This is a genomic window from Vibrio sp. 10N.261.45.E2, assembly GCF_002875705.1.
Lineage (GTDB): Bacteria > Pseudomonadota > Gammaproteobacteria > Enterobacterales > Vibrionaceae > Vibrio.
On record NZ_MCZZ01000014.1, the window covers coordinates 22,900 to 45,646 of the forward strand.

The 22,747-nt window shown below is 44.5% G+C and carries 22 protein-coding genes and 3 pseudogenes; 12 read left to right on the forward strand and 13 right to left on the reverse strand.

Going from position 1 to position 22,747, the window contains the following annotated elements:
- Positions 1 to 14: 14 nt before the first annotated feature.
- Positions 15 to 716 (reverse strand): lipoate--protein ligase, encoded by a 702-nt coding sequence (locus BCT34_RS00680; protein WP_076651578.1) that lies wholly within the window; start codon positions 714 to 716, stop codon positions 15 to 17.
- 185 nt (positions 717 to 901) lie between these two features.
- Between BCT34_RS00680 and BCT34_RS00685 the strand changes: the two genes are divergently transcribed.
- On the forward strand, positions 902 to 1,186 hold the full coding sequence (locus BCT34_RS00685) for a type II toxin-antitoxin system RelB/DinJ family antitoxin (protein WP_005398409.1): 285 nt from the start codon (positions 902 to 904) through the stop codon (positions 1,184 to 1,186).
- Complete coding sequence (locus tag BCT34_RS00690; RefSeq protein ID WP_076651577.1) at positions 1,183 to 1,461, forward strand: type II toxin-antitoxin system RelE/ParE family toxin; 279 nt, start codon at positions 1,183 to 1,185, stop codon at positions 1,459 to 1,461. Before BCT34_RS00685 ends, BCT34_RS00690 begins: the two co-directional genes overlap by 4 nt.
- A 134-nt stretch (positions 1,462 to 1,595) precedes the next feature.
- Here BCT34_RS00690 and BCT34_RS00695 read toward each other — a convergent pair whose 3' ends face one another.
- A complete protein-coding gene (locus BCT34_RS00695) occupies positions 1,596 to 2,084 on the reverse strand; it encodes a hypothetical protein (protein WP_102305273.1) in 489 nt (162 codons plus the stop codon).
- Between the two features lie 442 nt (positions 2,085 to 2,526).
- Here BCT34_RS00695 and BCT34_RS24165 point away from each other — a divergent pair.
- The 4 genes and pseudogenes from BCT34_RS24165 to BCT34_RS00715 form a co-directional block, all read left to right on the forward strand.
- Positions 2,527 to 2,661 (forward strand): annotated as a pseudogene (locus tag BCT34_RS24165) (tyrosine-type recombinase/integrase); the annotation flags it as partial.
- 108 nt (positions 2,662 to 2,769) lie between these two features.
- Positions 2,770 to 3,669, forward strand: a complete 900-nt coding sequence (locus BCT34_RS00705) for a homocysteine S-methyltransferase family protein (protein WP_076651574.1) — start codon at positions 2,770 to 2,772, stop codon at positions 3,667 to 3,669.
- Positions 3,670 to 3,783: 114 nt separating this feature from the next.
- On the forward strand, positions 3,784 to 4,794 hold the full coding sequence (locus BCT34_RS00710; protein WP_076651573.1) for a Gfo/Idh/MocA family oxidoreductase: 1,011 nt from the start codon (positions 3,784 to 3,786) through the stop codon (positions 4,792 to 4,794).
- Between the two features lie 10 nt (positions 4,795 to 4,804).
- On the forward strand, positions 4,805 to 6,310 hold the full coding sequence (locus BCT34_RS00715) for an SgrR family transcriptional regulator (protein ID WP_076651572.1): 1,506 nt from the start codon (positions 4,805 to 4,807) through the stop codon (positions 6,308 to 6,310).
- 220 nt (positions 6,311 to 6,530) lie between these two features.
- Here BCT34_RS00715 and BCT34_RS00720 read toward each other — a convergent pair whose 3' ends face one another.
- The 4 genes from BCT34_RS00720 to BCT34_RS00735 form a co-directional block, all read right to left on the reverse strand.
- Positions 6,531 to 7,643: an HDOD domain-containing protein gene (locus BCT34_RS00720; protein WP_076651571.1), complete on the reverse strand. Its 1,113-nt coding sequence runs from the start codon at positions 7,641 to 7,643 to the stop codon at positions 6,531 to 6,533.
- Between the two features lie 233 nt (positions 7,644 to 7,876).
- Positions 7,877 to 8,932, reverse strand: coding sequence for an alcohol dehydrogenase family protein (locus BCT34_RS00725; RefSeq protein WP_076651570.1), 1,056 nt, complete (start codon positions 8,930 to 8,932; stop codon positions 7,877 to 7,879).
- Complete coding sequence (locus BCT34_RS00730) at positions 8,929 to 9,447, reverse strand: TetR/AcrR family transcriptional regulator (RefSeq protein WP_076651569.1); 519 nt, start codon at positions 9,445 to 9,447, stop codon at positions 8,929 to 8,931. The genes BCT34_RS00725 and BCT34_RS00730 overlap by 4 nt, the downstream gene beginning before the upstream one ends.
- 167 nt (positions 9,448 to 9,614) lie before the next feature.
- Positions 9,615 to 10,736: a multidrug effflux MFS transporter gene (locus BCT34_RS00735; RefSeq protein ID WP_076651568.1), complete on the reverse strand. Its 1,122-nt coding sequence runs from the start codon at positions 10,734 to 10,736 to the stop codon at positions 9,615 to 9,617.
- Between the two features lie 97 nt (positions 10,737 to 10,833).
- Here BCT34_RS00735 and BCT34_RS00740 point away from each other — a divergent pair, with 97 nt between their 5' ends.
- Positions 10,834 to 11,607 carry a helix-turn-helix transcriptional regulator gene (locus tag BCT34_RS00740; RefSeq protein ID WP_076651567.1) on the forward strand — a complete coding sequence of 258 codons (774 nt, stop codon included), beginning with the start codon at positions 10,834 to 10,836 and terminating at the stop codon, positions 11,605 to 11,607.
- 87 nt (positions 11,608 to 11,694) lie between these two features.
- Here the strand turns inward: BCT34_RS00740 and BCT34_RS00745 are convergent, their stop codons facing one another.
- Together BCT34_RS00745 and BCT34_RS00750 are read right to left on the reverse strand one after the other, a co-directional pair.
- Positions 11,695 to 13,146, reverse strand: a complete 1,452-nt coding sequence (locus BCT34_RS00745) for a glutathione synthase (RefSeq protein ID WP_102300473.1) — start codon at positions 13,144 to 13,146, stop codon at positions 11,695 to 11,697.
- 124 nt (positions 13,147 to 13,270) lie between these two features.
- Positions 13,271 to 14,218, reverse strand: a complete 948-nt coding sequence (locus BCT34_RS00750) for a LysR substrate-binding domain-containing protein (RefSeq protein WP_076651565.1) — start codon at positions 14,216 to 14,218, stop codon at positions 13,271 to 13,273.
- Positions 14,219 to 14,338: 120 nt separating this feature from the next.
- Here BCT34_RS00750 and add point away from each other — a divergent pair, with 120 nt between their 5' ends.
- Positions 14,339 to 15,337: an adenosine deaminase gene (add, locus tag BCT34_RS00755; protein ID WP_076651564.1), complete on the forward strand. Its 999-nt coding sequence runs from the start codon at positions 14,339 to 14,341 to the stop codon at positions 15,335 to 15,337.
- A 125-nt stretch (positions 15,338 to 15,462) separates the two neighbouring features.
- Entirely contained in the window at positions 15,463 to 16,026 is a 564-nt protein-coding gene (locus BCT34_RS00760) for a sugar O-acetyltransferase (RefSeq protein ID WP_076651563.1), read from the forward strand.
- A 204-nt stretch (positions 16,027 to 16,230) separates the two neighbouring features.
- Here the strand turns inward: BCT34_RS00760 and BCT34_RS00765 are convergent, their stop codons facing one another.
- The 3 genes and pseudogenes from BCT34_RS00765 to BCT34_RS00775 all read right to left on the reverse strand — a co-directional run bounded on the left by BCT34_RS00765 (position 16,231) and on the right by BCT34_RS00775 (position 19,312).
- A complete protein-coding gene (locus BCT34_RS00765) occupies positions 16,231 to 16,851 on the reverse strand; it encodes an HAD family phosphatase (protein WP_076651562.1) in 621 nt (206 codons plus the stop codon).
- A gap of 257 nt (positions 16,852 to 17,108) precedes the next feature.
- A pseudogene (locus BCT34_RS00770) lies at positions 17,109 to 17,885 on the reverse strand (enoyl-CoA hydratase-related protein).
- Between the two features lie 29 nt (positions 17,886 to 17,914).
- On the reverse strand, positions 17,915 to 19,312 hold the full coding sequence (locus BCT34_RS00775; protein ID WP_102300472.1) for an AMP-binding protein: 1,398 nt from the start codon (positions 19,310 to 19,312) through the stop codon (positions 17,915 to 17,917).
- On the opposite strand from BCT34_RS00775, the gene BCT34_RS00780 reads away from it, so the two are divergent.
- Positions 19,273 to 19,605, forward strand: coding sequence for a hypothetical protein (locus BCT34_RS00780; protein WP_076657097.1), 333 nt, complete (start codon positions 19,273 to 19,275; stop codon positions 19,603 to 19,605). The genes BCT34_RS00775 and BCT34_RS00780 overlap by 40 nt on opposite strands.
- A 38-nt stretch (positions 19,606 to 19,643) precedes the next feature.
- On the opposite strand, the gene BCT34_RS00785 is transcribed toward BCT34_RS00780, so the two are convergent.
- Positions 19,644 to 19,874 (reverse strand): hypothetical protein, encoded by a 231-nt coding sequence (locus BCT34_RS00785; protein WP_076657096.1) that lies wholly within the window; start codon positions 19,872 to 19,874, stop codon positions 19,644 to 19,646.
- 403 nt (positions 19,875 to 20,277) lie between these two features.
- Positions 20,278 to 21,458, reverse strand: a pseudogene (locus BCT34_RS00790) (IS91 family transposase).
- Between the two features lie 816 nt (positions 21,459 to 22,274).
- Here BCT34_RS00790 and BCT34_RS24245 point away from each other — a divergent pair.
- Together BCT34_RS24245 and BCT34_RS24250 are read left to right on the forward strand one after the other, a co-directional pair.
- Entirely contained in the window at positions 22,275 to 22,445 is a 171-nt protein-coding gene (locus tag BCT34_RS24245; RefSeq protein WP_157934839.1) for a helix-turn-helix domain-containing protein, read from the forward strand.
- Positions 22,446 to 22,513: 68 nt separating this feature from the next.
- Positions 22,514 to 22,675, forward strand: a complete 162-nt coding sequence (locus tag BCT34_RS24250) for a hypothetical protein (protein ID WP_157934840.1) — start codon at positions 22,514 to 22,516, stop codon at positions 22,673 to 22,675.
- Positions 22,676 to 22,747: the final 72 nt, after the last annotated feature.

Here is a 22,747-nt window from a genome sequence, read left to right on the forward strand (position 1 = left end):
GGCAGTGCATAGTATTACGCGTACTTGATGAAAGCTTGACTTAGCTGCTGAAAGAGTGAATCTACGTTGGGCAAGGGTATCACATGCGCAGACAACGGAGTATGAACGTGCGGATCTACTGCGGTCGGGTTGTCGCAAACTTGATTGTAAAAATTCACAGGCGCAACGATATTCTCTAAGTCAGCGTCTAACAAGATACAGGCTTGCGAAAGTACGATTTGACCGCCCCCTCGTTTAAGCAAAACGCGTTGAGCCGTACCCACTATTTTTTGCTTGTTGATGTTGAGATTGTAATCGCCATCGCAATAAGAACCTGGGGTTGCGTGCACATCAACATCAACGCCTAACTCTCTGAAAAATTGAGTTAAAACATCGCATAAATGCAGATAGGCTTTTTGAATATTATACGCTTCGTCAGAAGGCCAATGATAAATATGCGACAGGTTAATAACACCCGGTAGTTGGGGAACGGGAGCGCCACCGGTTTTACGCGAGGTGAGTTGCCAGCCTTGTGCCGCAAGTTGCTTTCTAGACTCCGTCGTAACTGGCCACTTTTTACCTGCGGGCAAAACAAGTGTTGGCGTTTTTGCTTGCCACAGCATTAAGGCTTGTCCAATCTCACCCGCCTGTATTTGCTGCAATAACTCAGCTTCTTTTTCAAACGCACGATCAACATCAATGTGCGGGTAACGCACGAGTTTATTCGTTAACTTCAATGCACTTTTCCTCTACAGATTGTGGTGACCTACCATTTAACATTCCGCAACGGTTTATGATAGACAAGGCTATGTGGGATAGAAACAGCGCCACATGTTAGTTATTGATGCCATAGTCGTTTGTTAGTTGCCCATCTCAAAGCCTAGTGCTAACATTTGTACACACACTAACAAAGGAACAAATCATGGACACTAGAATTCAATTTCGTGTTGATGAAGAAACAAAACGCCTAGCTCAACAAATGGCTGAAAGCCAAGGTCGCACTCTGAGTGACGCATGCCGTGAACTTACTGAGCAACTCGCTGAACAACAAAGAAAAACATTATCTCACGATGCATGGCTAACTGAACAAGTAAACCTAGCATTTGAGAAGTTTGACTCAGGAAAGTCCGTTTTCGTTGAGCACCAAACTGCTAAATCTCGAATGGAAGAGCGCAAAGCCAGAATCCGTAATCGAGGCAAGCAATGATTTTATGGGAAGAAGAGTCACTTAATGATCGTGAAAAGATCTTCGAGTTTCTCTATGACTTCAACCCTGATGCGGCAGAAAAAACCGACAACCTCATTGAAGCAAAAGTAGAAAGCTTGCTTGAACAACCTTTAATGGGTGTACAACGAGATGGCGTCCGCGGACGATTACTCATTATTCCTGAGATTTCGATGATTGTCTCTTACTGGGTCGAGGGCGATATCACCCGAATTATACGTGTACTCCACCAGAAACAAAAATTCCCTACGGATTGATTAATTCTTCTGGGGAACAACGCCGCGTTAAATGGTGAGCAACGCAGACCACCCACCTAAACCATTGTGCCGTAAACACTAAAGATGAATCAAATCGAAAATGCCGAGCGTTGGGAATCCGTCTTAAACGTTTGTTATAGCGATGTTTTAGAAAGTAGCAAGTGCCTAGAAACTAGTAAGTATGACGCAGCTATAGATTTTGCCTGATTGGTTTCATAGAAACTCTTTTTCTGGGTTGTTGCTTCTTTTCTAAAATGCTCCAGTAAACGAATAAGCTCTAATATATTGGATGAATCATCAATAGACGGTTTGTAGGCGAACAATGCCAATTCAAATAGAGCGACAGCACTTTTCATTTGATCTAAATTGTCTCTATTCCTAATCACACTATTCAACAACAGCAAATGGTTTTCAGATGGTCGACCATGGACAGTGATTTTTTCTGACAATTCAATAACTTTATCAATATCAGACCTCGTACGAGAAGTTAGGCTTTGGTATACATACAGTTTAACTAACATCAAACGAACAACTCTATACGCTAGGTAGGCTGCCAAAAAAAGCCCTCCAAATATACAAAATGCCTTAAATGACGCTACTAAATACTCATAATCACAGGACATACACTCTGAACCTCGCCGAAAATTGTTCTTCAATCGCTATAACATTTTAATATCGTGCAAGCACAAATCCAACCGCTTAACATATCAAAAAGGTCGCTTATAACCAACTGAATGTTATGCATTTAATATAGAAGTGGGTCTAAACATTAAGTGTGAAAACGTGCAAGCACACGTTACCGCCTATATAACGCTCGTTATCATTTTTAACCACCCAAACATTCATTTATTAATCAACAATTTAAATGCAAACCCTCGTTAGATTCGTGTTCAATCTGAGTTAAAAACCACTCTTTTTTAAGTCATTAATTATTCAACAATCAATAAACTGTCTAGATGTACAGATTTTGTGAGGGGGATATATGGCGAGTCAATTCATGGAGGCAATTTGCGAACATATGACGATGCGGGGCTATCGTCGCAGGACAATCAATTTATTAAGCAACTTCTAAAATCAGGCTCCGATATCAGAACGGTTCAAGAACTACTGGGGCACAGTGATGTTAAGACAACTCAGATATACACTCACGTTCTTGGGCAACACTTTAGCGGCACGACTAGCCCGCTAGACGACCTATAACGAAACTCGCTCATCGATAGTTGAACCTGGTCTTGATGGCTTCTGTCTGACAAGGTTGTCTGATATGGTGACGGCAGAACTTCAGCAATTGTTTAGATAGTATTGAATATGAAAACACTAACCATACTTGATGGTGGCATGGGCCGAGAACTCAAAGAAATTGGCGCGCCATTTTCTCAACCGCTTTGGAGTGCTCAAGCGCTGATTGAAGCACCCGATTTTGTTAGCCAAGCGCATCAAAACTTTGTCGACGCAGGTGCTGAAATCCTGATCACCAATAGCTATGCCTGTGTACCTTTTCACTTGGGTGAAGAGCTGTTTGAACAGCGTGGTTTTGAACTAGCAGCACTGTCTGGTGAACTGGCTAAAGCGGTTGCTGACAATGCTTCTCATACCGTGAAAGTAGCAGGCGCGATTCCACCGCCATTTGGCAGTTACCGACCGGACTTGTTCAAGGTAGAAGAAGCAGCGCCAATTATTCAAACCCTTTACGATGCACAAGACCCAAACATCGATCTTTGGATAGCGGAAACGCTCTGTAGCCTGCAAGAATTCAAATCAATCCATGCGGTTCTTAAGCAGTCTAATAAGCCGTGTTACTACGCTTTTAGTTTGGAAGATACCAAGGCTGATTCTGCCTACATTCGTTCTGGTGAGAGCGTAACAGACGCGGTCAAACTTGCCTGCCAATCGAACGCGCAAGGTATTATGTTTAACTGCTCGGTGCCTGAAGTGATGGATCAAGCCATTATCGATGCTAAGAAAGTGATCGATGAGCTAGGCTGCAACTTAGACATTGGTGTTTACGCCAATAACTTTGCACCGATCAACAGCGAACATAAAGCCAACGACATGCTTCAAGAGATGCGTGAGCTGGATGGTCAAGGTTACTTAGCTTACGCTAAACGCTGGCACGCACTGGGCGCAAATATTATCGGTGGCTGTTGTGGGATCGGGCCAAAACACATTCAAGCCCTAGCCGATTGGAAACGCGCCATACAGAACTAATCCAGCACTTCGACTAGAATAAAAACAAATAGAGAACAGGTTGAGAAATCTGTTCTCTATTTGTTTGTGGCGTCTCTGAGTACACTGATACAAAACAACGATTTGGAGCAACGGATGAGCAACACGCAACGCAAAATTAAATGGGGTATCGCAGGGCTAGGCAATATCGCTAATAGATTCGCAAGCGCAGTCACAGAGCACTGTTTGCACGGTGAGCTTTATGCTGTTGCTGCAAGAGATCACTCGCGTGCAGACACGTTCGCCAACAAATTTGGTTGCGATAAAGCTTACGGCTCTTATGAGGAGATGGCGAATGACCCAAATGTTGAAGCGGTTTACATAGCTACCGTTCACCCATACCACCAGCCTCTCACCGAGCTGTTTCTAAAGAACCACAAGCACGTATTAGTCGAGAAGCCAGCTTTCACCAACCTTGCAGAATGGCTTGAGATGAAAGCCCTCGCGAAACAAAATGGCGTGATGCTGTTAGAAGCGATGAAAACCGTGGTGTTTCCCGCGTATCGTGAACTCAAATCATTCTTAGTCGACAACAACATTCAGATAGATTCTATCGAAGCCAGTTTTGGTAACTACCACGATTATGAACCCGATTTGTTTATCTTCAATCCGGATTTGTCAGGAGGAGCAACGCTCGATGTTGGTGTTTATGGGCTTTGGTTCTTCTACGATCTATGCCGCACACTCGGCGTGAAACCTTCAAATCCTCAAGTGGAAATCACATGCCTGTATGAAGAAGCGAATGTTGATACCGAGGCGTGCTTTACATTCTCTGGTGATATGAAGGCTAAAATATCGGCATCAACAGTGCAGGATCTTCCCCGCTCAGCACAATTGAGTGGGCCCGATACCAAGATCGTCGTTCACGAAAAATGGTGGAACCCAGCCTTTATCGAGATTGAACATCAAGGGCAGAAGTCGACCATCAACTACCGAGTGACGGGGAATGGGTTCGAGTTTGAAATCGACCACTTTTCAGAGTTACTCCTTCAAGGAAAAACCGAGTCCAATATCCTAAGCTCAGAGATAACCGCTCAAGTTCTCGATACGATGGAAAAAGCACTCATTGACGCTGGCTATCAGCATTTAACGCAACCTCGTCGTTAGGAAAAACAAATTGGCTAACCTTAAGCGCAAGCTTGAACTGTATGAAAAGATCTTTCAGGCTTTTGGGCCTGGAGTATCACACTGTCAGGTCAACCAACTGGCGACACTGCTGCACGTGAGTGAACGTCACGTTCAAACCTTACTTAAAGCGATGACAGCACAGGGTTGGATTGAGTGGCAAGCTAGCTCAGGCCGAAGCAAGAAAGCACAACTCACGTGTCTAGTTGAGCCGATTGAGGCATGTTACCAATATGCACAAACTCAAGCAGATGCAGGCAACATCGAACAGGTGTTTAGCACCTTGAGCTTCAATGGTCGTAATGCTGGCGCTGAGTTACAAGCCTTTCTAAGCAGTACTAATTCGTCGGCGCAGAATATCGCGTATATCCCTTTTCACCGAGAACTCGAAGCTCTGCACCCTCAGCGTATACTCAGGCGCACCGAACGTTTCTTAGTGATGCAGATTTGCCAACGCCTGACCTCCGTTCAACAAGGAAAGCTGAGTGGTGATTTGGCTTATCATTGGCAGTCTAATGAAGATGCTACACAGTGGCACTTTCAAGTTCGTAATGATGTTCACTTTCATGACGGCCGATCACTCGAACCTCAAGACATAGCACACAACCTTAACTCGCTCTCCCAAAGCAAAATATGGCGTCGCTGCTATCAGCATATTGATGAGGTTTCTGTTTCGACAGGCAATGTGGTCGTCGTGAAACTGAATCAACCAGATTGGCATTTACCACGTCTACTCGGCAGAGCCGAAGCTTCGATATTTGAACACACATCAGACGATAGGCTGATTGGATCGGGTGCGTTCTCATTGGACATTTTCTCAAGCAAAATGTTGAGATTAAGCCGCAATAACACCTATTCACACAGCACGCCTATTCTCAACCGAGTCGAGTTGTGGGTCTATCCAGAATGGGCACAGAGTAAAGCTTGCGCTCAAAATCAGGTGTGCGTGAAACTACCCGAAAAGACGGTCACAGTGAATAGAGCAAGCGGTGCAGCTCTACACAATTGCAGCTCAATCTTCTTTAAAATTCAAAGTCCGATGTTGTCTTCAACAGCTCGAGAGTTCACCGTTGAAGACACCTCTGAATGCCAATCCCTTTTCGAGCAGGTGTCAGCGCTCGACGACCACAAAACCAACGTGAAATATGGGCACTACCTATCCACCAAAGACGTCGCACTTTGCAGCATTATTGATGAGAACGATCTCTTCACTTCGTGGTTAAGCTTTTTCACTCGCTTCCCGTTTGAGAACTTAACGCTGCCTGCTGAAATGCTAAAGACAATCGAACAAGGGTTGGACTTAATAAGAAACCAGCCAAACTTTGAGTTAGCGATGGGCGCACTGTTGGCACTGAAACATTGGCTAAATGAAACTGGGATTGTGGTTGAACTCAAGCAAGAGGCGTTCAACTTAGAGGTTTCTGAAAAGATACACGGCGCGCAGGTAAATGGTTTCGGTTGGTGCGAACTCGACAAGCTGTGGATTAGCCATATTTGATTCGATTCTTAACAGAGATAAGTCATTAGGCACTGCGACTTATCTTTAACACTTCCCTGCCAATAGTAAAGAAATCGGGGGCTAATGTACCTTCAAGGCGATACAAAAAAATGGTCTTACTGATTCGTAAGACCATTTGAAATTGACTCCCAATAAACAAAATCGAGAGTAAACGCGACTAATCCCCAACTTCTGGATCTTGAGGCTTTAAGGCGTTAGCTTACCCAGCTAATGCTAATTCAGACTCTTTATAGATACGGTTGACCACTTTGAATGCCGCTGGCGACATCAGTGTTTCTTTGCATCGAGATTTAAACTGCTCAGTATCAATCGTCTGCTTTTCCAATAAATATTGCAGCTCACTCAGATAGTTAGCCTCAAATACAGCTTGGCCGAGCGGTGTGCACTGGTATCGGCTCGACTCTTGATAACCAATCACGGTTAACACTGATTCTGGTAACTCCCAGAACTTAGCAACGGTGTAAGTCAAACGAATAGAGTAGCTGTTCATCAAGCGCTTCAATGCTAACGAATTAGGCGGAATAGAGGGATCAACATGCTTGAAGGCTTCGACCATCATTTGGAAAATGATCATCTTGCCTAAATTACGAATTAACCCAACAAAGTACGCAGCGGCTTGCTCTTCTTCGGATGAAGAATCTTTCATCAACTCCTTAGAAAAAGAGGCGGTTTGAATGCTGTGATTCCAAATCTTCTCACCAAAATGACGCCAATAAATGTTATTGCCCGGCGTGAAGTTCTTCATATAAGAATTCACCACACCTTCGATTAGCCCTTGTGAGCCCATGTTTAGAAACGCGGTTTTTAAGTCGGTAACTTGTTTTTCGCTTCGTTTGTAGAAGGCGCTGTTAGCCAATTTGATCACATCAGCTGCCATGCTTGGCTCGCGCTCAATCACTCTTAACAATGCGTCGACATCAAACTCGTCGCTCTGTAATTCGGCCATTAAAGTGGTCACAGAGGCAGGCATCACTGGCAACTCATTAAGCAGCGCTTTTGGAGAGCGAATCAAGCGTTCGATTTGGCAGGCCACAAACTCACTAAACGGGTCAGACTCTGTTCGAAGGCGTGATTCTCCAAACAGATAATCAAGAAACTCACCATCGTGAAGGCTTATCGTTCTATCGATAATGAGTGATGATGGCTTAGCTGACGACGGCGGAACAAAGATTGAAGACTTTACCGTGGCTTTTCCTTGCCCTGCTGTAAGGTTTTCTCTTTCAGAAACAGTTGGTTGGGAGACACTTTTTGAAGAGTTACTTTGATTAGCAACGAAAGGGGAAAATAGTGCCTGTAATACCCTTTTAAACATCAATACGGCTCCTAGATGAATACAAGATAGGTCGGGATATATAACGTCGGTGATTATCGCACAGGCCACTCATAAACCATACAGTGATAAATGAATCATCAATTCTTCAGCTGTATAGGATATGTTACTCACAGCTTGCTAGGACAAAGCCTCCAGTCTCGCCAGAAACAAAAGAGCGAACAAATAACACTTGTTCGCTCTTCCATAGATTTGAATTGTAACGCTAACTAAAACTAGCGCTTAGCCACTTCCAGCACGATCTTACCGACGTGCTTTTTCTTCAAGAATTCGTCTTGTGCCGTATGGATATCAGCCAATGGGAAAGACTCCGCCACAATCGCAACGATCTGCTGTTTCTCGATGCGGTTAACCAAGTTTTGGAATACTTGTGGTTCTAAAACCGTGCAGCCAAAAAAGCTCAGGTCTTTCAGATAGAGAGTACGAACATCCAAATCAACCATTGCACCACCAATCGCACCAGATACAGCATAACGACCATGCGGTTTTAGGACTTCAAGAAATTCAGGCCACTTTTCGCCAGCTACTAAATCGATCACGACATTAACGCTACTTTCACCTAGCGCTTTGATTAGATCAGCATCTCGAGCAATCACTTCGTCCGCGCCCAGTTCAAGTAGCTGTTGGTTTTTGCTTGGGCTAGTAATCGCAATCACATAAGCACCACGAGCTTTCGCCAGCTGAATCGCCGCCGAGCCCACACCACCTGATGCGCCAGAGATAAGCACGCGGTCACCTTCAGCCACATTCGCGCGAGTCAGCATGTTCTCTGCTGTTGAGTACGAACATGGGAAAGACGCCAGCTCAATATCCGACATAGTGCTGTTCACCGCATAAGCGTGCTTTGCTGCTACTTTGGTATATTCAGCAAAACCACCATCACACTCAGAACCGAAATACCATGGCTGTGGCAGATCTCGTCCGTACACTTCCGTTAAACAAGGTTCGATTAGAACACGCTCACCAATACGATCAACAGAGACTTCGTTGCCGACGGCCACGATGAAACCACATACATCTGCACCTTGGATACGAGGGAACTTTAATGCTTCACCCGACCAACTTGCGTCATCTGAATCGTCGCTTTTTGAGTACCAGCCGATTCGTGTGTTGATATCGGTATTGTTAACGCCTGCTGCCATCACCTTGATCAGCACTTCAGTAGGTTCAATTTGAGGAACAGAGATATCTTCGCGGTAGCCCAGCATTTCTGCGCCGCCGTGCCCTAACATCTCTGCGCCTTTCATTGTTTTTGGTATCTCGAAATTCATATTGTTTCCTTGAGTAATTTTGTAACCATATTCTGTGCTGATGCTACCGCTTCTTCGCCTAATACTGGCCACGCGCTTGATACGCCTTCATGAAGTAAAAACAGTGGTGTCGCGAGATCATCTCGCAGGCTCTGCTTGCCGATAAGCAAACGAACTTGTTCTTTATGCTGCGTAACCGCTTGGTTGATAAGCTCATTATCAGGGAACGCCGCAATCGCATTCATCGACATGCACCCATGCGGCGCATACTCTTCTAACCATTGTTGAAGCTTGTTGAAAATATGAGTGACAGATTCCAATCCAGCCTCTGGCGACGCTTCCAGTAAGAAGTCGAGATAACGTTGGTGTCGGTATTCTAATGCGCCAACAATCATCGCTTCTTTTGAAGGGAAGTGTTTATACAGGGTTCTCAGGCTCACATCGCACGCGGTTTTCAGCTGTGCAACGCTCGGCTCAGCAAAACCCTGTTGGCTAAACGCCACCTCAAGACTTGCTGCAATCTGTTCTCTCAACATAGTGCTCTCTTAATACCTGATAATGGGTAGAATGATTGTTCTACTTACAAGGTAGAACGATCACTCTACCCATGTCAATATCCAAATTTACGAATCAATAAAATGAAAATCCCGCACCCAATAAGATGCGGGATTTATCGATAGAGATGAAAAACTTACGGCTTCAGCTAGAGTCGGCTACGTATCGTCACCAACACAGATAATGCACCACAAAGTACCAACACCACGCCTAGATTTTGAATCATTCCCGCTAAAGCGAGCCCCGAACCAATCAAGGTGTAATACATCAAACCAAACAGTGCACCAGCACTTCCTGCCTGCGATTGGTAACTAACTAATGCGCAGCTCAACACATTAGGAATCGCAATGCCAAACGCCATAACCACCAGCATCATAGGAAGCAAGAACCAGATTGTGTGTTGTGAGAAATAGACACCCACAGCACCAAGTGTTTGCAGCCCTGCCGCTAAGCTAATCAAAGAGATAGATGACACTTGGCGCTTCAATAATGTCTTGTTCACTAAGCTTCCAAACAGCGTTCCAAGTCCAAGTACAACGCCGCTGTAGCCAAACTGCTCAACGCTGAATCCAAGCTGTAAGAAGGTAAATGAACCCAGTTGATAATACGAAAACAACGCAATATTGAATGACGCAACAAGCAGAGCTGATAACCAAATACTGCCGTCTTTAATCATGCGGATACTGAGTGACTTTAACTGCAAAGGCTGTTTAGATTGTTGTGTTTCAGGCAGCGACCATAGGCTATGTACCAACAACGCTAATGCCATAATAAACAAGGCAATAAACACATATTGATGTCCGCCTGCTTGGCTTAATTGCCCACCAAGAAGCAGTCCGATAATCGGGCTAATCGACAACCCCATTCCCATGTAACCGAACACCTTAGCTAACTCGGTGCCGCTAAAGGCATCTCGCAACATGGTTTGAGTGACGACAGAACCAACCGCAAGTCCGAAAGCGCCCATAGCTCTTGCTATCATCAACCACGTAAAGCTGTCGGTTTGCATGGCAATGAGTGCTGAACAGGCGAATAACCCCAACCCTAATAACATGGTTGGACGACGTCCCCATTTGTCCGCTAACACGCCCCATACCACCACACCTAACGCAAAGGCCGAGAAGTAAATAGAAAGAGTTTGAGCGGCTTGTGTGTAACTGACATCAAAGGATTTCGAGATTGAATCCAGAGTCGGGCTATAGATGGTTTCTGCTATTTGAGGGAACATCAACAACAGCACCATTTGCCATAAAGAAGGTTTTGTTTTCATCATTTTTCCAAGACCAGTGAACTTGACGAGGAGTCTAGAGGAAACTAACCTTGGCTCGTTAACAACATTAAAACCAAAAACAACAAGATTGGGACAAATGGCATTAATCAATGAAACCATCGAGTTTGATGCAGACAGCTTACCTGCACCTGTCATTGGCATTGCCGCAGATCTAGGCCAGCACGACTCGGGCATACATCATCACGTTAAGGGGCAACTTCTATACGCCCCGCAAGGCTGCATTACCTTGACCTTAGATAACGCCCTTTGCATTTTACCGCCGACCAAAGCCGTGTGGATCCCGCCCTATACCAAGCACCGAGCGCAGATGACCAATGTGGTTGCCTATCGCTCGCTCTATTTCGATAGCAGTTTTTACACCTGCCCAGAGGGCATTGAAATTGTGGAAGTGAACGAGCTTTTGAAGGCGCTGATCAATAAGATGGCTTTCTGGGAATGGGACATTGCCCCTGAGCAAACTACCAATACTGCCAACCTATTCTGGGAAGAGTTTTACAGCGCCAATCAGCATTCGTTCATTTTGCCGCTACCGACAGATCGCCGCTTTAAAAGCTTTTGTAAACGAGTACGAACCGCTTCCTTTCTCGCACCCGCCTTATCGACGTTGGCTGAATCAGTTGGAGCGAGCACCAAAACAATTACTCGATTATTCAAAGCCGAAACAGGCATGACCTATCAAGAATGGCGACAGCAGTGGCGCTTGTTTAAAGCGATTGAACTACTTTCTGAAAACCGACAAGTCGGTGATGTGGCGCACCAGTTAGAATTCTCGTCTAACAGCGCGTTTATTGCCTTTTTCAAACAACAAACCGGACAAACACCACTGGCTTTTACCAAGTTGGGGGCGTGATTATTGTCATCCAAACCTGTTAGTTTTACTTAATTTAGATACAAAAAAACCAGAACGTGGGTTCTGGTTTTATTTAGAGATATTGAATTAATCAATCAACACCAACGAATCTAAAATGCCTTTGCCACTATGGATCCCGCCTTCGTTTTCGCTGGCTGGCTTACTGCGGATTAAGTAGCCCGCATAGCCGTCCAGTTCGGTAACTGGTTCGCCTTGATAGTAAGCGGTGAATAGGCCGACTTCACTGACTAAATCAGTCACGAGCGTTTGTTGGGCATCACGCACAGCAATGGTTGGTACGTCACGTTCATGCGGGTACAAGCGCTGCATCAATGCCCATGCGTCGTACTCTTCTGGTTTAAGTTGGCTCAGCTGCTCGCTGATATCGTCACCGAATACACAGTGGCCGCCGCCCTCACCTTGGTTTTTCAGCACCCACTCTTGCTTGTCTGCTTGCGAGTTAAACCATTCAATCGACTCGCCAGTGATTGGCTTCATATCGGCCAAGACACTTTTCACCAATTCGGCTTCTTCTAACGTTAAACCCCAGCGTGCGTATTCTGGCGCTGGCATTATGGTCAACAGCATTTGCATGGTTTTACTGGTTGCTAGCTGTTGGCTAATAGTCGCGTTCATTGCGACATGGTGCTGTTCCATAAATAAGCGAGTCTGGCTAAGGGTATGGCAACAAACCGATTCATTAAGCTCAGGCATCCAGTAATCTGAATACTGATAACCTGCTCTTAGGTATACCACGTCGACAGCACCGACATCTTGCAGTAACAAGCGCTGATTCTCACCCGTAGAAAGCTGACAGCTCAATTGTTCAAAGGTACGACGAACCGTGCGAACACCCTGCTTTTGCAGCTCAACTTCAAGTAAATGTTGGTCATATACGTTGTCTTCATTTTTCTGCACTACCATCAAGAACACCGGCTTATCTTGCTCATTAAAGTCGGCTTTCACTTGCCTTGCAGCATTAGCGATACCATACGCCAACTGCGTTAACCCTTGGTTTTCAGCCGGTGTTGCAGACGAGTCTTCCAACCAATTGTTATAAACGTTTGGCCATTGGTTCTGCATGAATGAGTGGAATTCTGTTCCACGTTGACCAAAAGGCGCCATTCCTGCAGCAATGCCATTAAACTCAATCACTTTTGCCTCGTGTTGGCGATCATCCATGAAATCAGTACGCATCAACAACAAAGGTTGTCGAGCAGGATTCAAGCGTTCACCCGCAAAGCCGTGTGCTTGTTGGTGCAACTCCATCAGGCGGCCAAAGAACGGATCGGCTTTAGCCATGTCGCTCAGCGATGACTGTAGAAATTCATGATCTTCAGAAACATTATTGATGAGCTTGGTGATCAGCGGCGTCACCTTCAACAGGTGTTCAAAAACCTCACGCTCAATACTCATTGGTGCAAGGCTAAAAGGGCAATGCTTCGCGGTATTGTCTGACTGACGAAACGCGACACCGTGCATGATCGCCCACTCACAAGCATCTTCTATTATTTGTTGCGGAATCAATGACGCTGGCATTGGATTCATTTTGAACTCTCACTATATATCAGAAATTACGTCTCTAACTAAGACGTTGTTCGCCCTGAAAAGACGAACAAAAAGCGAAAAATATTTCACTTATTTAAATACGTTCAACCACCAGCTACTTTTGGGTGTCTTGGGTATTATTAATGATTAGCTCTCGCAGCCATCGGTGACTAGGTTCAGAATCGAAATAACGGTGCCACAACAAGAACAATCCACCAGGTACTAGGTCAATGGGGACAGGCTTCATTACTAATTCACCACTATCAATATAATCGCGAACCGAGTTGTATGGGTAACACATCAACAGGTCGCTTTGCTTGCACAATTTGATGGCACTGGTGATGTCTGACACGTTAGCCGCTTTGTTAATTTCAAGCTGCTTTGAGTTCAGCACTTCCATCAACAACCAGTCACCCGCTCCGCCTGTGACCAATTGGATATGTCGATATTTTAAAAAGGTGTCGAGATTCCACTCTTCTTGCAAAGCCGGGTGATCGTTACGCATCAAACATACGGAGTAATCCAAACACAATTCGACGTAATCCAACTCAGCAGGGATAGATTGCACGTGAGTAGAAGCACGTTCATCCAACTCAAAAATACCAATGCCAAAGTCCACTTCACGCTTAAGTAAACGTTTAAAACTATCGCTACTCCACGTTGAACTGTTGATGGTGATATGGGGTGCATCAGCAAGCGCTGTTGGCATAAACTGCGGATAAACCGCTGTGTAGGCGGTCTCAACAAGGTCTATAGTGAAGGTACGCTCACTCTCTTTGGGATCGAACACCTCAGGAACGGTCAGCTTTTCGATTTGCAGTAAGATTTGGTGAATCTTAGGTGCTAATGCGAGTGCTTTAGGGGTTGGGAATAGCCCTTTTGATTCACGCTCAAACAGCGGGTCATCAAACAAAGCTCTTAACTTGGTGAGTTGTTTACTTACTGCAGACTGGCTCAAAAACAGTCGCTCTGCCGTTTTGCTGACACTGCGTTCTTCAATCAGAACGTGTAGACACAGCAGTAAGTTCATATCGCATTTAAGTAAGCTTTTAACATCGACCATGATATTCCCCAAATTCAGGTTAATGATGATTATTTGTCACTTTAAATCATATCATGGTCTTGGTAAATTGAGCGCATGTGAGTTAACACACTCAAAGAACAATAGAATTAAGGAATACTCATGGATTTTCTAGCACTACCAAAGATTGACTTACACTGCCACCTAGACGGAAGTGTTCGCCCAGATACGATTATTGACCTAGCAAAACAGTACAATATCGAACTACCTGAAGATCGCGATGCGGTTGTTCAATCTCTAACTGTGCCAGAAGATTGCAAAAACCTAGATGAGTACTTAGCTTGTTTCAAGCTGCCACTGCAAGTAATGCAAACTGAAGAAGCGATTGAGCGTATCTCTTTCGAGCTTTACGAAGACGCAGCACTAGAGAACGTTAAGTACCTAGAAGTGCGTTTTGCACCAATCCTGCACGTAAACAAAGGCCTATCTCTTGATACGATCATTGCAAGCGCAGTAAAAGGCATGAAGCGTGCTGAAGAGAAATACGACATCAAGGGCAACTACATCATGTCTGTACTGCGTATGTTCCCTAAAGATTCAATCAAAGACGTGATCGATGCAGGTAAACCATACCTTGGTAAAGGTGTTGTTGCGTTTGATATTGCAGGTGGCGAAAAGCCAGGTTTCTGTGCTGAGTTCCCTGAATACACGCAGTACGCTATCGAGCAAGGCTACCGTGTGACAGTTCACGCAGGTGAGCAATGGCACGGTCAAAATGTTTACGATGCAGTGACTATGCTGGACGCAGAGCGTATCGGCCACGGTGTTCACATCCAAGGCAACGAAGATGCGTACAACATCGTGAAAGAGAAGCAGGTTGCTCTAGAAACTTGCCCAACAAGTAACGTGCAAACTAAATGTATTCACCAATTCAGCGACCACCCAATTTCTGAATTTAAGAAAGACGGCATCGTTGTAACCATCAACACAGACAACCGCACTGTGTCGAACACAACCATGACTAACGAAGTGAAGCGCGTGTGTGAAACATTCGGCCTAACAAAAGAAGATTACGCGGAAATCTACAAATACTCTGTAGAAAGCGCTTTTGCTTCAGACGAAGTAAAACAACACCTAATGGGTTTCGTTGAGCAAATCTAATTTGTAGAGCTTGTCTGGGCTCATTTAGTGATAAAAAATAGGAAGAGAAAGGCTGAGGCTTTTCTCTTTTTTTATGTCCATTTGTCCGTATTCTAATACTCATGTTGACCAATGAGATGCAAGCAATGAAAACGAAAACAGAACTCGAAAAGATGCTGTCCGGTGAGGTTTTTGATGGCGCAGACCATGAGATAGACCATATGCGGACGCACGCGAGCAAGGCGCTGTCAGACTTCAACCAATGTTCAGACGATACTCAGCAGCCAAGCCTGCAAGCTAATCTGTTTGGTAAAGTAGGAAGCAGCGTTATCCGTCCCCCTTTTCACTGCGAGTTTGGTAAAACCATTGAGATCGGTGACGACACATTCATTAACATGAGCGTCGTCATGCTAGATGGCGCGAATATCAAAATAGGCAACAATGTATTGGTGGGGCCGAGTGTCCAGTTTTACACGGCCTCTCACTCACTCGACTACCTCAGTCGTCGCAAGTGGGAAACGTTCTGTCTACCTATTACCGTCGAAGATGATGTGTGGGTTGGTGGAAACTCGGTCATCAACCAAGGCGTGACGATTGGGGCTCGCTCGGTTATCGCAGCGAACTCAGTGGTCAACAGTGATGTACCGCCAGACTGCCTATACGGTGGCACACCTGCTAAGTTGATTCGATATTTGAATACTGAGCAATAAAGTTAAGTAGAAGAATAAAGCGATTTAAAAGAACAAATAGAAAAAGAGGCGATGTTCATATGAAACATCGCCTCTTTTTAATCGATTCGTTTTAGCTCTTATCAGTCTTTTCTATCCGTCGTTTTTCTACTTATCTTGCCTACCTAGATTATCTACATAGAGAAACCTGACTAAAATAGATAGCTTGAGAACTTCGCTACATGATCACGTAAATTCGACGCCAAGAACACGCAGTTCGTTCTCACACTGCACAGCATCGATAAACTGAATACCCGCCATACCTACGGCTTTTGCTCCTTCTACGTTGTAAGGCATATCATCAATGAACACCGTTTCTGAAGCCTCCAGTCCATTATTTGAAAGCAACGCTTGGTAAATCTCAGGCTGCGGTTTAAGCATGCCAAGTTCAGCGGATACGGCTGCGCCATCAAACAAAGGCCAAAATTCGTAGGTGGCTTTTAGGTGTTCAACAATCTCGACCACGTTGTCGGTAAGTGCATACACACCATACCCAGCACGCTTTACACGCTCGATGAGGTAGACAGAACCATGCAATAAGATCTGCGTTTGCTTAACGTAATAAAACAGGCGGTCGCACTCTAATGAAGATAAATCGAGCTCTTGTTGGTAGCGAAATTTGGCTTCATTTTCGGTTAAGAACCCTTTGTTCAAATCCAACCAAATCGCACTTTGAAAAATCGAAAGCGCTCGGGCTTCAGGGTCGGCAATGTTACCAATCGTTAGTTGAGTAATCTCCAATGGCGACCAACGCACAATCACATAGCCCACATCAAACACGACATTTTTGATTTGATTCGAACTCATAACCTACTCCTCAATTAGTCACATAACATAGCAACAAGACAAACATTAAATGCCGCACCTTAAAGTTCATAATCTTGTTTTACAAAATGAGGACTAGAATCACAATATGTCGCCGAGCATGCACCAAAAAAACCATCATTAAGATGGCCTTTCAATAGTAAAAGCTTACATAAATTATGCCTTTACCAGTACACTCGATAAACTATACAAAAATAACAAATCATCCTAAAACATTAGGACTAAACGCTTCAAATAATTTAATATTTTTTGTAACTCGGCTTACGTTTTTCAGCAAATGCAGTCATACCTTCACGTTGGTCCTGTGAACCAAATAGGGCATGAAACAAGCGACGTTCTAATTTAAGACCCGGCTGTAGCGGAGTTTCAGCTTATTGGTTAACAGATTCTTTGCCAGCCAAAACCGCCATTCTTGGGTTATTGCAAATCAATGACGCAAGCGCTATTGCTTCTTCTACGTGCTTCCCTTCTCCAGTGATTTTGGTAATAACTCCCATATTTTCTGCTTCTTGTGCATTAAACACTTTACCGGTCAGTATATATTCCATAGCTTTAGCCTTACCGATTGCACGAGTAAGACGAGCTGGACCGCCCGCCCCTGGAATTACACCTAATGTAACTTCAGGTAAGCTGAATTTAGCTATAGGGTCTGCAACAACCATGTCACACATTAGCGAAATTTCAGTTCCGCCACCAAAAGCCACGCCATGAACAGCTGCAATAACAGGTTTGCGTAGTTGCACCACTTGGTCAATTTCAGAGGCTAAGTCTGAAGTAAATGCACTCTCAAAGTCTTGTGATGCGATCCATTTTAAATCAGCACCTGCACAAAATGCTTTGTCGCCTCCAGTCAAAACCATACACCCAATTTCACTATTGCTATCAAAAGCTTTAAGTGCATTTACGATGTCTATTGTCACTTGATAATTTAGAGCGTTGAACGCTTCAGGTCTATTAATAGCGACTAGTCCAACTTGGCCAATTTGTTCTGTTGTAACGTATTTATATTGAGACATTTAGTACTCCAAATTTTTTAGGTTAGTTTTCATAAATTAGATAATGGTATTAATCGTTCTCGTAGTTTCTTCTTCGATATTCGATATTCGATATTCGATATTCGATATAAAGTAGATCGAGGAAAATCGTCGGTTATGTGTATTGTTACGGGAACTTTAAAATCGGCAATTTTCTCTTTGCAATATTGAGTCATTAAAGTAATTACCTCATTTGGAGCTTGTTGTTTTCCTGCATCGTTGAGCGATACAAAAGCTACTGGCACTTCACCTAACATATCGTGTGGTTGGGCAATAACAGTACACTCCATGATTAAACCGCTGTTTACGATGGTTGTTTCTATTTCTACCTCTAACGCGGCAACATTCTCACTACCGATACGTAACATATCGATCGTTCGAGATACATAGTACATCCAACCTGCTTCATCAATACGGATGCGGTCCCCAGTATTTAACGCGCCACACTCATCAAATGACGACAAGGTTTGTTTTGGGTGATGGTAATATTCTTTAAAGAGGGTTACGCCTCTTTCGCCATAAATATATAACTGACCTTCTTCCCCAACCGTTGCTAGATTTCCGTCATCTTTACGAATCTCAACACTATAAAATGGCGATAGTCGTCCAATATTACCTGGAGGACCAGGGTGATCAGGATCCGAGACAATACAAGCGGAAATCGTCTCCGTCATACCCCATAACGCCATTGTTTTGGTGCCGAACTCTTGTTCAATCTCAGGCAAGCGCTCCAAACCGACCATAAAACGAACTTGATGCTCAGGTACAGGTCGCCCTGACAAGGCCTTAAATGCAAAAGGGATCATCGATACCCAAGTTATATTGTGATTAACGCAAGCATCCCAAAATCGCGAAGCAGAGAATTTTGGTTGTGCAACCACTGTGCCACCAGTCCAAAGAGTACTAAGTAGCGTAATCTGTACATTTGCGTGAAACAGAGGTAAGTACAGCAATGTAATATCGTCTTGATTCAAACGCATATTGAATGCCATAGACTTTCCTCCCCACATCGCATTTACATTAGTCCATAACGTTGGCTTTGGACGTGATGTCGTGCCTGACGTAAATTGAACTGCAAAATCACGTTGATGATCAGCAGGCAATACAGTGAGTGGAGAATCACTATAAATAGAAGCAAAGTGCTCAGCATTACTAGGTAATGCTTCGGCTCCCGCCACTATGAGTTGGGTACCACTTTTACACGCCTTCGACACAACGCTATGTAAAGAAGGCTGAGTAATAGCGACAACAGGTTTCATCACTTCACAGAAATGTTTCATGTTGTCGCTCGTTGACCGAGTGTTGGTCGTAACAGGAGTAGCGCCAATATAGGCACATCCGAACCGGCGACACCGTCGCCGGTTCAGCCTTGCGCGTTGAGCTAGAAAAAGAGCTTCAGAGCAGCACACAACAAAATCAGGATAAAATCCCCACAGAGAATAGTAAGAAGCAAACCAATCAAAAAAATGAAAGCGCGGTGAATGTGGCGGAATCGGCTCTATCAGAGTCAGAGAAAACCCTAAACGATCTTAACCTGGCTTTAGATGAGTTGGAGCAGGAAGCTAGCCAATATGAAGTGGCGAAAATTTCAGAGGAAGCCGCCGAGATCGCAAAACAAGCAGAGGAAACGCTGAAAAGAGCGGAGGCATTTGAAAAAATAAAGAACAACCCTTCAAGTTATATTGTTAGCGCGCTGCGTTAAAGGACGGTTTTTTCGGCTTAAATTATAACAAAGGGGCGTCAATCCGCCCCTTCATCCTTCCCCGCATTCACTATCAATTCGCAAAACTCGATCCCGTCGGTAAGCCTCTTAACATCCCGGGCGACCGTGTTGACCGGAACATCAAAAACCCTTTCAGCTTCAGAGGGGCGCATATCATCAAAGATAACCGCGCAAATTGCATCATACTTACTTTTCTTCCCTACTTTCCACAGCTTATCGAACATAAGCGAAACTTGTTTTTTATTCATAACGACCTCGTTTTTTAAGATTTTATCATTAAATAGTATCCATAAACTAGGCTAGACTTTTCGCCCACCTATCGACAAAACAGCAACAAACAGATTAAAATCAAATTGCGGGTAGGCTGATCACCGAAAGCCCGGAAATGTTCGCCGGGTTCCCGTAACCAATTACGAACACAAACCAAGAGCAGGGTTTTAAAATGACAGATAAAGATAAACCAGTTTTAACCGTGGAGCAGTTCAAAGGTAAGGAATTTCAATGATTCCTTACCTGAACAGTAGCGACTTAATTCACGCCAGAATGACTACCTGACTAACCTAACTCCTGCTCTACTATCTAAACACGTGTGTTTAATGAACATATTCAGGCTGTTTTCGCTATTTCAGATACACTCATCCTACGAAAACCCTAAATTGACCTGATTTGGGATTGAACCAGAGCATGATGAACCAGCTCTGACAGCGGCTCTCCAGCTCTAAAACGAAGAAACGTTAAGCCGTGACCACAAAGAATGCACTCAAATGGGTCAACCTTCACATACCCTTTCAGCATGGCGGCGTAACCGGGCATTTCTGGAGAATCTTTAGGGACGATGCCTAAGGCATCGTAGACCTTAGGGAGCATCTCATTGCGACGTCGATTTGATAGAAACCAAAGTATCGAATCATTTTGAAGTGCTTCTCTGGGGTATGCTCAATCATGCGCTCTATCAGTGCTTCTGGACTCAAAATGAGGGATTCAGCCCGACCATTTCTATGGTTGAGGTAATCAAACGTCACTAAGCTTCCTTGGAAGTTATGTCGTAAACGCGACGCCGATATGGGTGGGCGTTTTAGGTATCGGCCGAGGTAAGTCATGGTGGGCGTCACATTGGCCGTTTTCTTTGCAAAGTGCAATTTCCATCGGCGGCAATACTGGCTGGTTAAAAATCGTGACCAATCTTGCTCATTGCGAATAAAAGGGTAGCCTTCTCCTGCCAAATCTAACTCTGAGTAATTGGAGTCGAGAAGTTGAGTGATGGCGGCACGCCAAAACTTCTCAGTCGTCTTAGCTTTAAAGAAAATGGGCTTCCATAGGCCAGTCTTCTTACATAAGCCCCCACGCGTGACCGATACATTCCAATTCAGCTTTCTGCCGTAGGTGTGCAGTGCACAGAACACTCCGATATCGATATCCCGTTGTTTTGCCCATCCTAAGAAGATTTTAGCTGCACAACTAAAGAGATGATTGAGAAGAAATCGATTATCCCGAAAGACGGGCCACAGCGTGTGTGGAAGCGTGAACGTAACGTGTTGATACTCACACTCAGGAAAGACATGTTGTTGCTTTCGTATCCACCGCTCTGTGGCTTTAATGCCACAACTGCTGCAAAAGCGAGATTTACACGTCTGGTGAATGTATTTGTGGTGGGTGCAGTTAGCATGGCTGCATCGATACTCTTTGGAGCCAAAAGTGGCGGTACTGCAAGCGAGCATTTTAGTGACGTTTTCTATGACGACTTGTCGGAGAGTGCCCTGATGTTTATTGAGATAGTTCAGCCAATTATCGTTGGCATTGAAGAGTTGTTTGATGGGCTTATTCGGAAACATGGCCTATAGGATAAACTATTCATGCAAAGCACCCTAGTAGGTTGAGTCTCTTTGTTTTCGGCCGTAGGCTGCTCAGACGACACCGTCGCCGGTTCTGAGTTTAAGCCCGAAAAGCCCCGCCCGGTAAAGCTTCAAGTTGTCTCGGTTGGAATTGTTCAGGATAAAACAGAGTTCAAAACGCAAATCGAGCAGGACATTAAAAAGGCGATTTTGTCCCGGACGATAATCCGTCCTTCAGTTCAGGGAGTGCGGGAGGTCTTTAGCGGCGTTGGTAATGACAGAATTAGCGCCCTACTGAAAGAACTAGGGGAAATGGGGGAGCTTGTCCCGCGAGGCTCCCGAGGTTGGAAATACGCTAGTTAACCCCCTTTAAAGGCCAATAAAAACCTTTGAACGAAACCACACGCCCCACCACCTAAATGGCGTGGTTTCTCCCTATTATTTACTAAATTAATTAAAGCACATATCCGCTATAGCTTAATTTCCGGAGGGCTTCTTGCGCCTAAAAAACAGCTATAAAGCACAATAAGCCCCAATTTTAGCGGTCTTAGGGTCTATTTGGGTAAATAATTCATGTAATATTTAGTTACATGCTCAAGCGCGATATTGCTTGTTAGTGTGGACAGCCCACGCATACAATGCCAATCAAGCAAGCGATTAAGCCTTTTGCAGTTCTTTAAAAATTAGAATTTAAGCGAGTCCGGACGCTATATCCTGGACACCTCATATTTTGGGGATGAACGAATTTTAAAGCCCGAATTTTGGGTGAAGACTATTAACTACCGCCCTGTTAAGTGAACTGGGCAGGATTTAGAAATGAAAGAAAAACGCAAAGCACCGCGTCTAAGTCAGGTTGATTCAGCACGACGAGATCACCAGGCCGCAAAACTTCTAAGCGAAGGTAAGTCGCCCCAAGAGATCGCGCTTGAATTGAATATTTCAAAAGGAAGCATTTACGCAGTATTGAAGCGAGCTAAGAAGATTTAACTTTACTGGAAAGGCATTCGAAGTCGGAAAGGGATATTCTGGCACTTAAGGCGAAGCATTCCGAGCTATTGGAGGCTATTAGGGTCATTGACGCTGTAGACGCCGTTCGCGCCGGGATTAAGACCGTAAGAAAGAAGAAGCTAGATAAAGAGCGACAAGGGCAGATAGAAGCAATCAACGAAAAATATGATCGCATGATTGAAGCCGACGACTTTTTTGAAGGTCATTAACGGCTTTGTTGCGTAATTCAGTTTAGAGACAGAGCCGCCCATTTCGTGTGTTTCTTAGTCAATACGACAAGT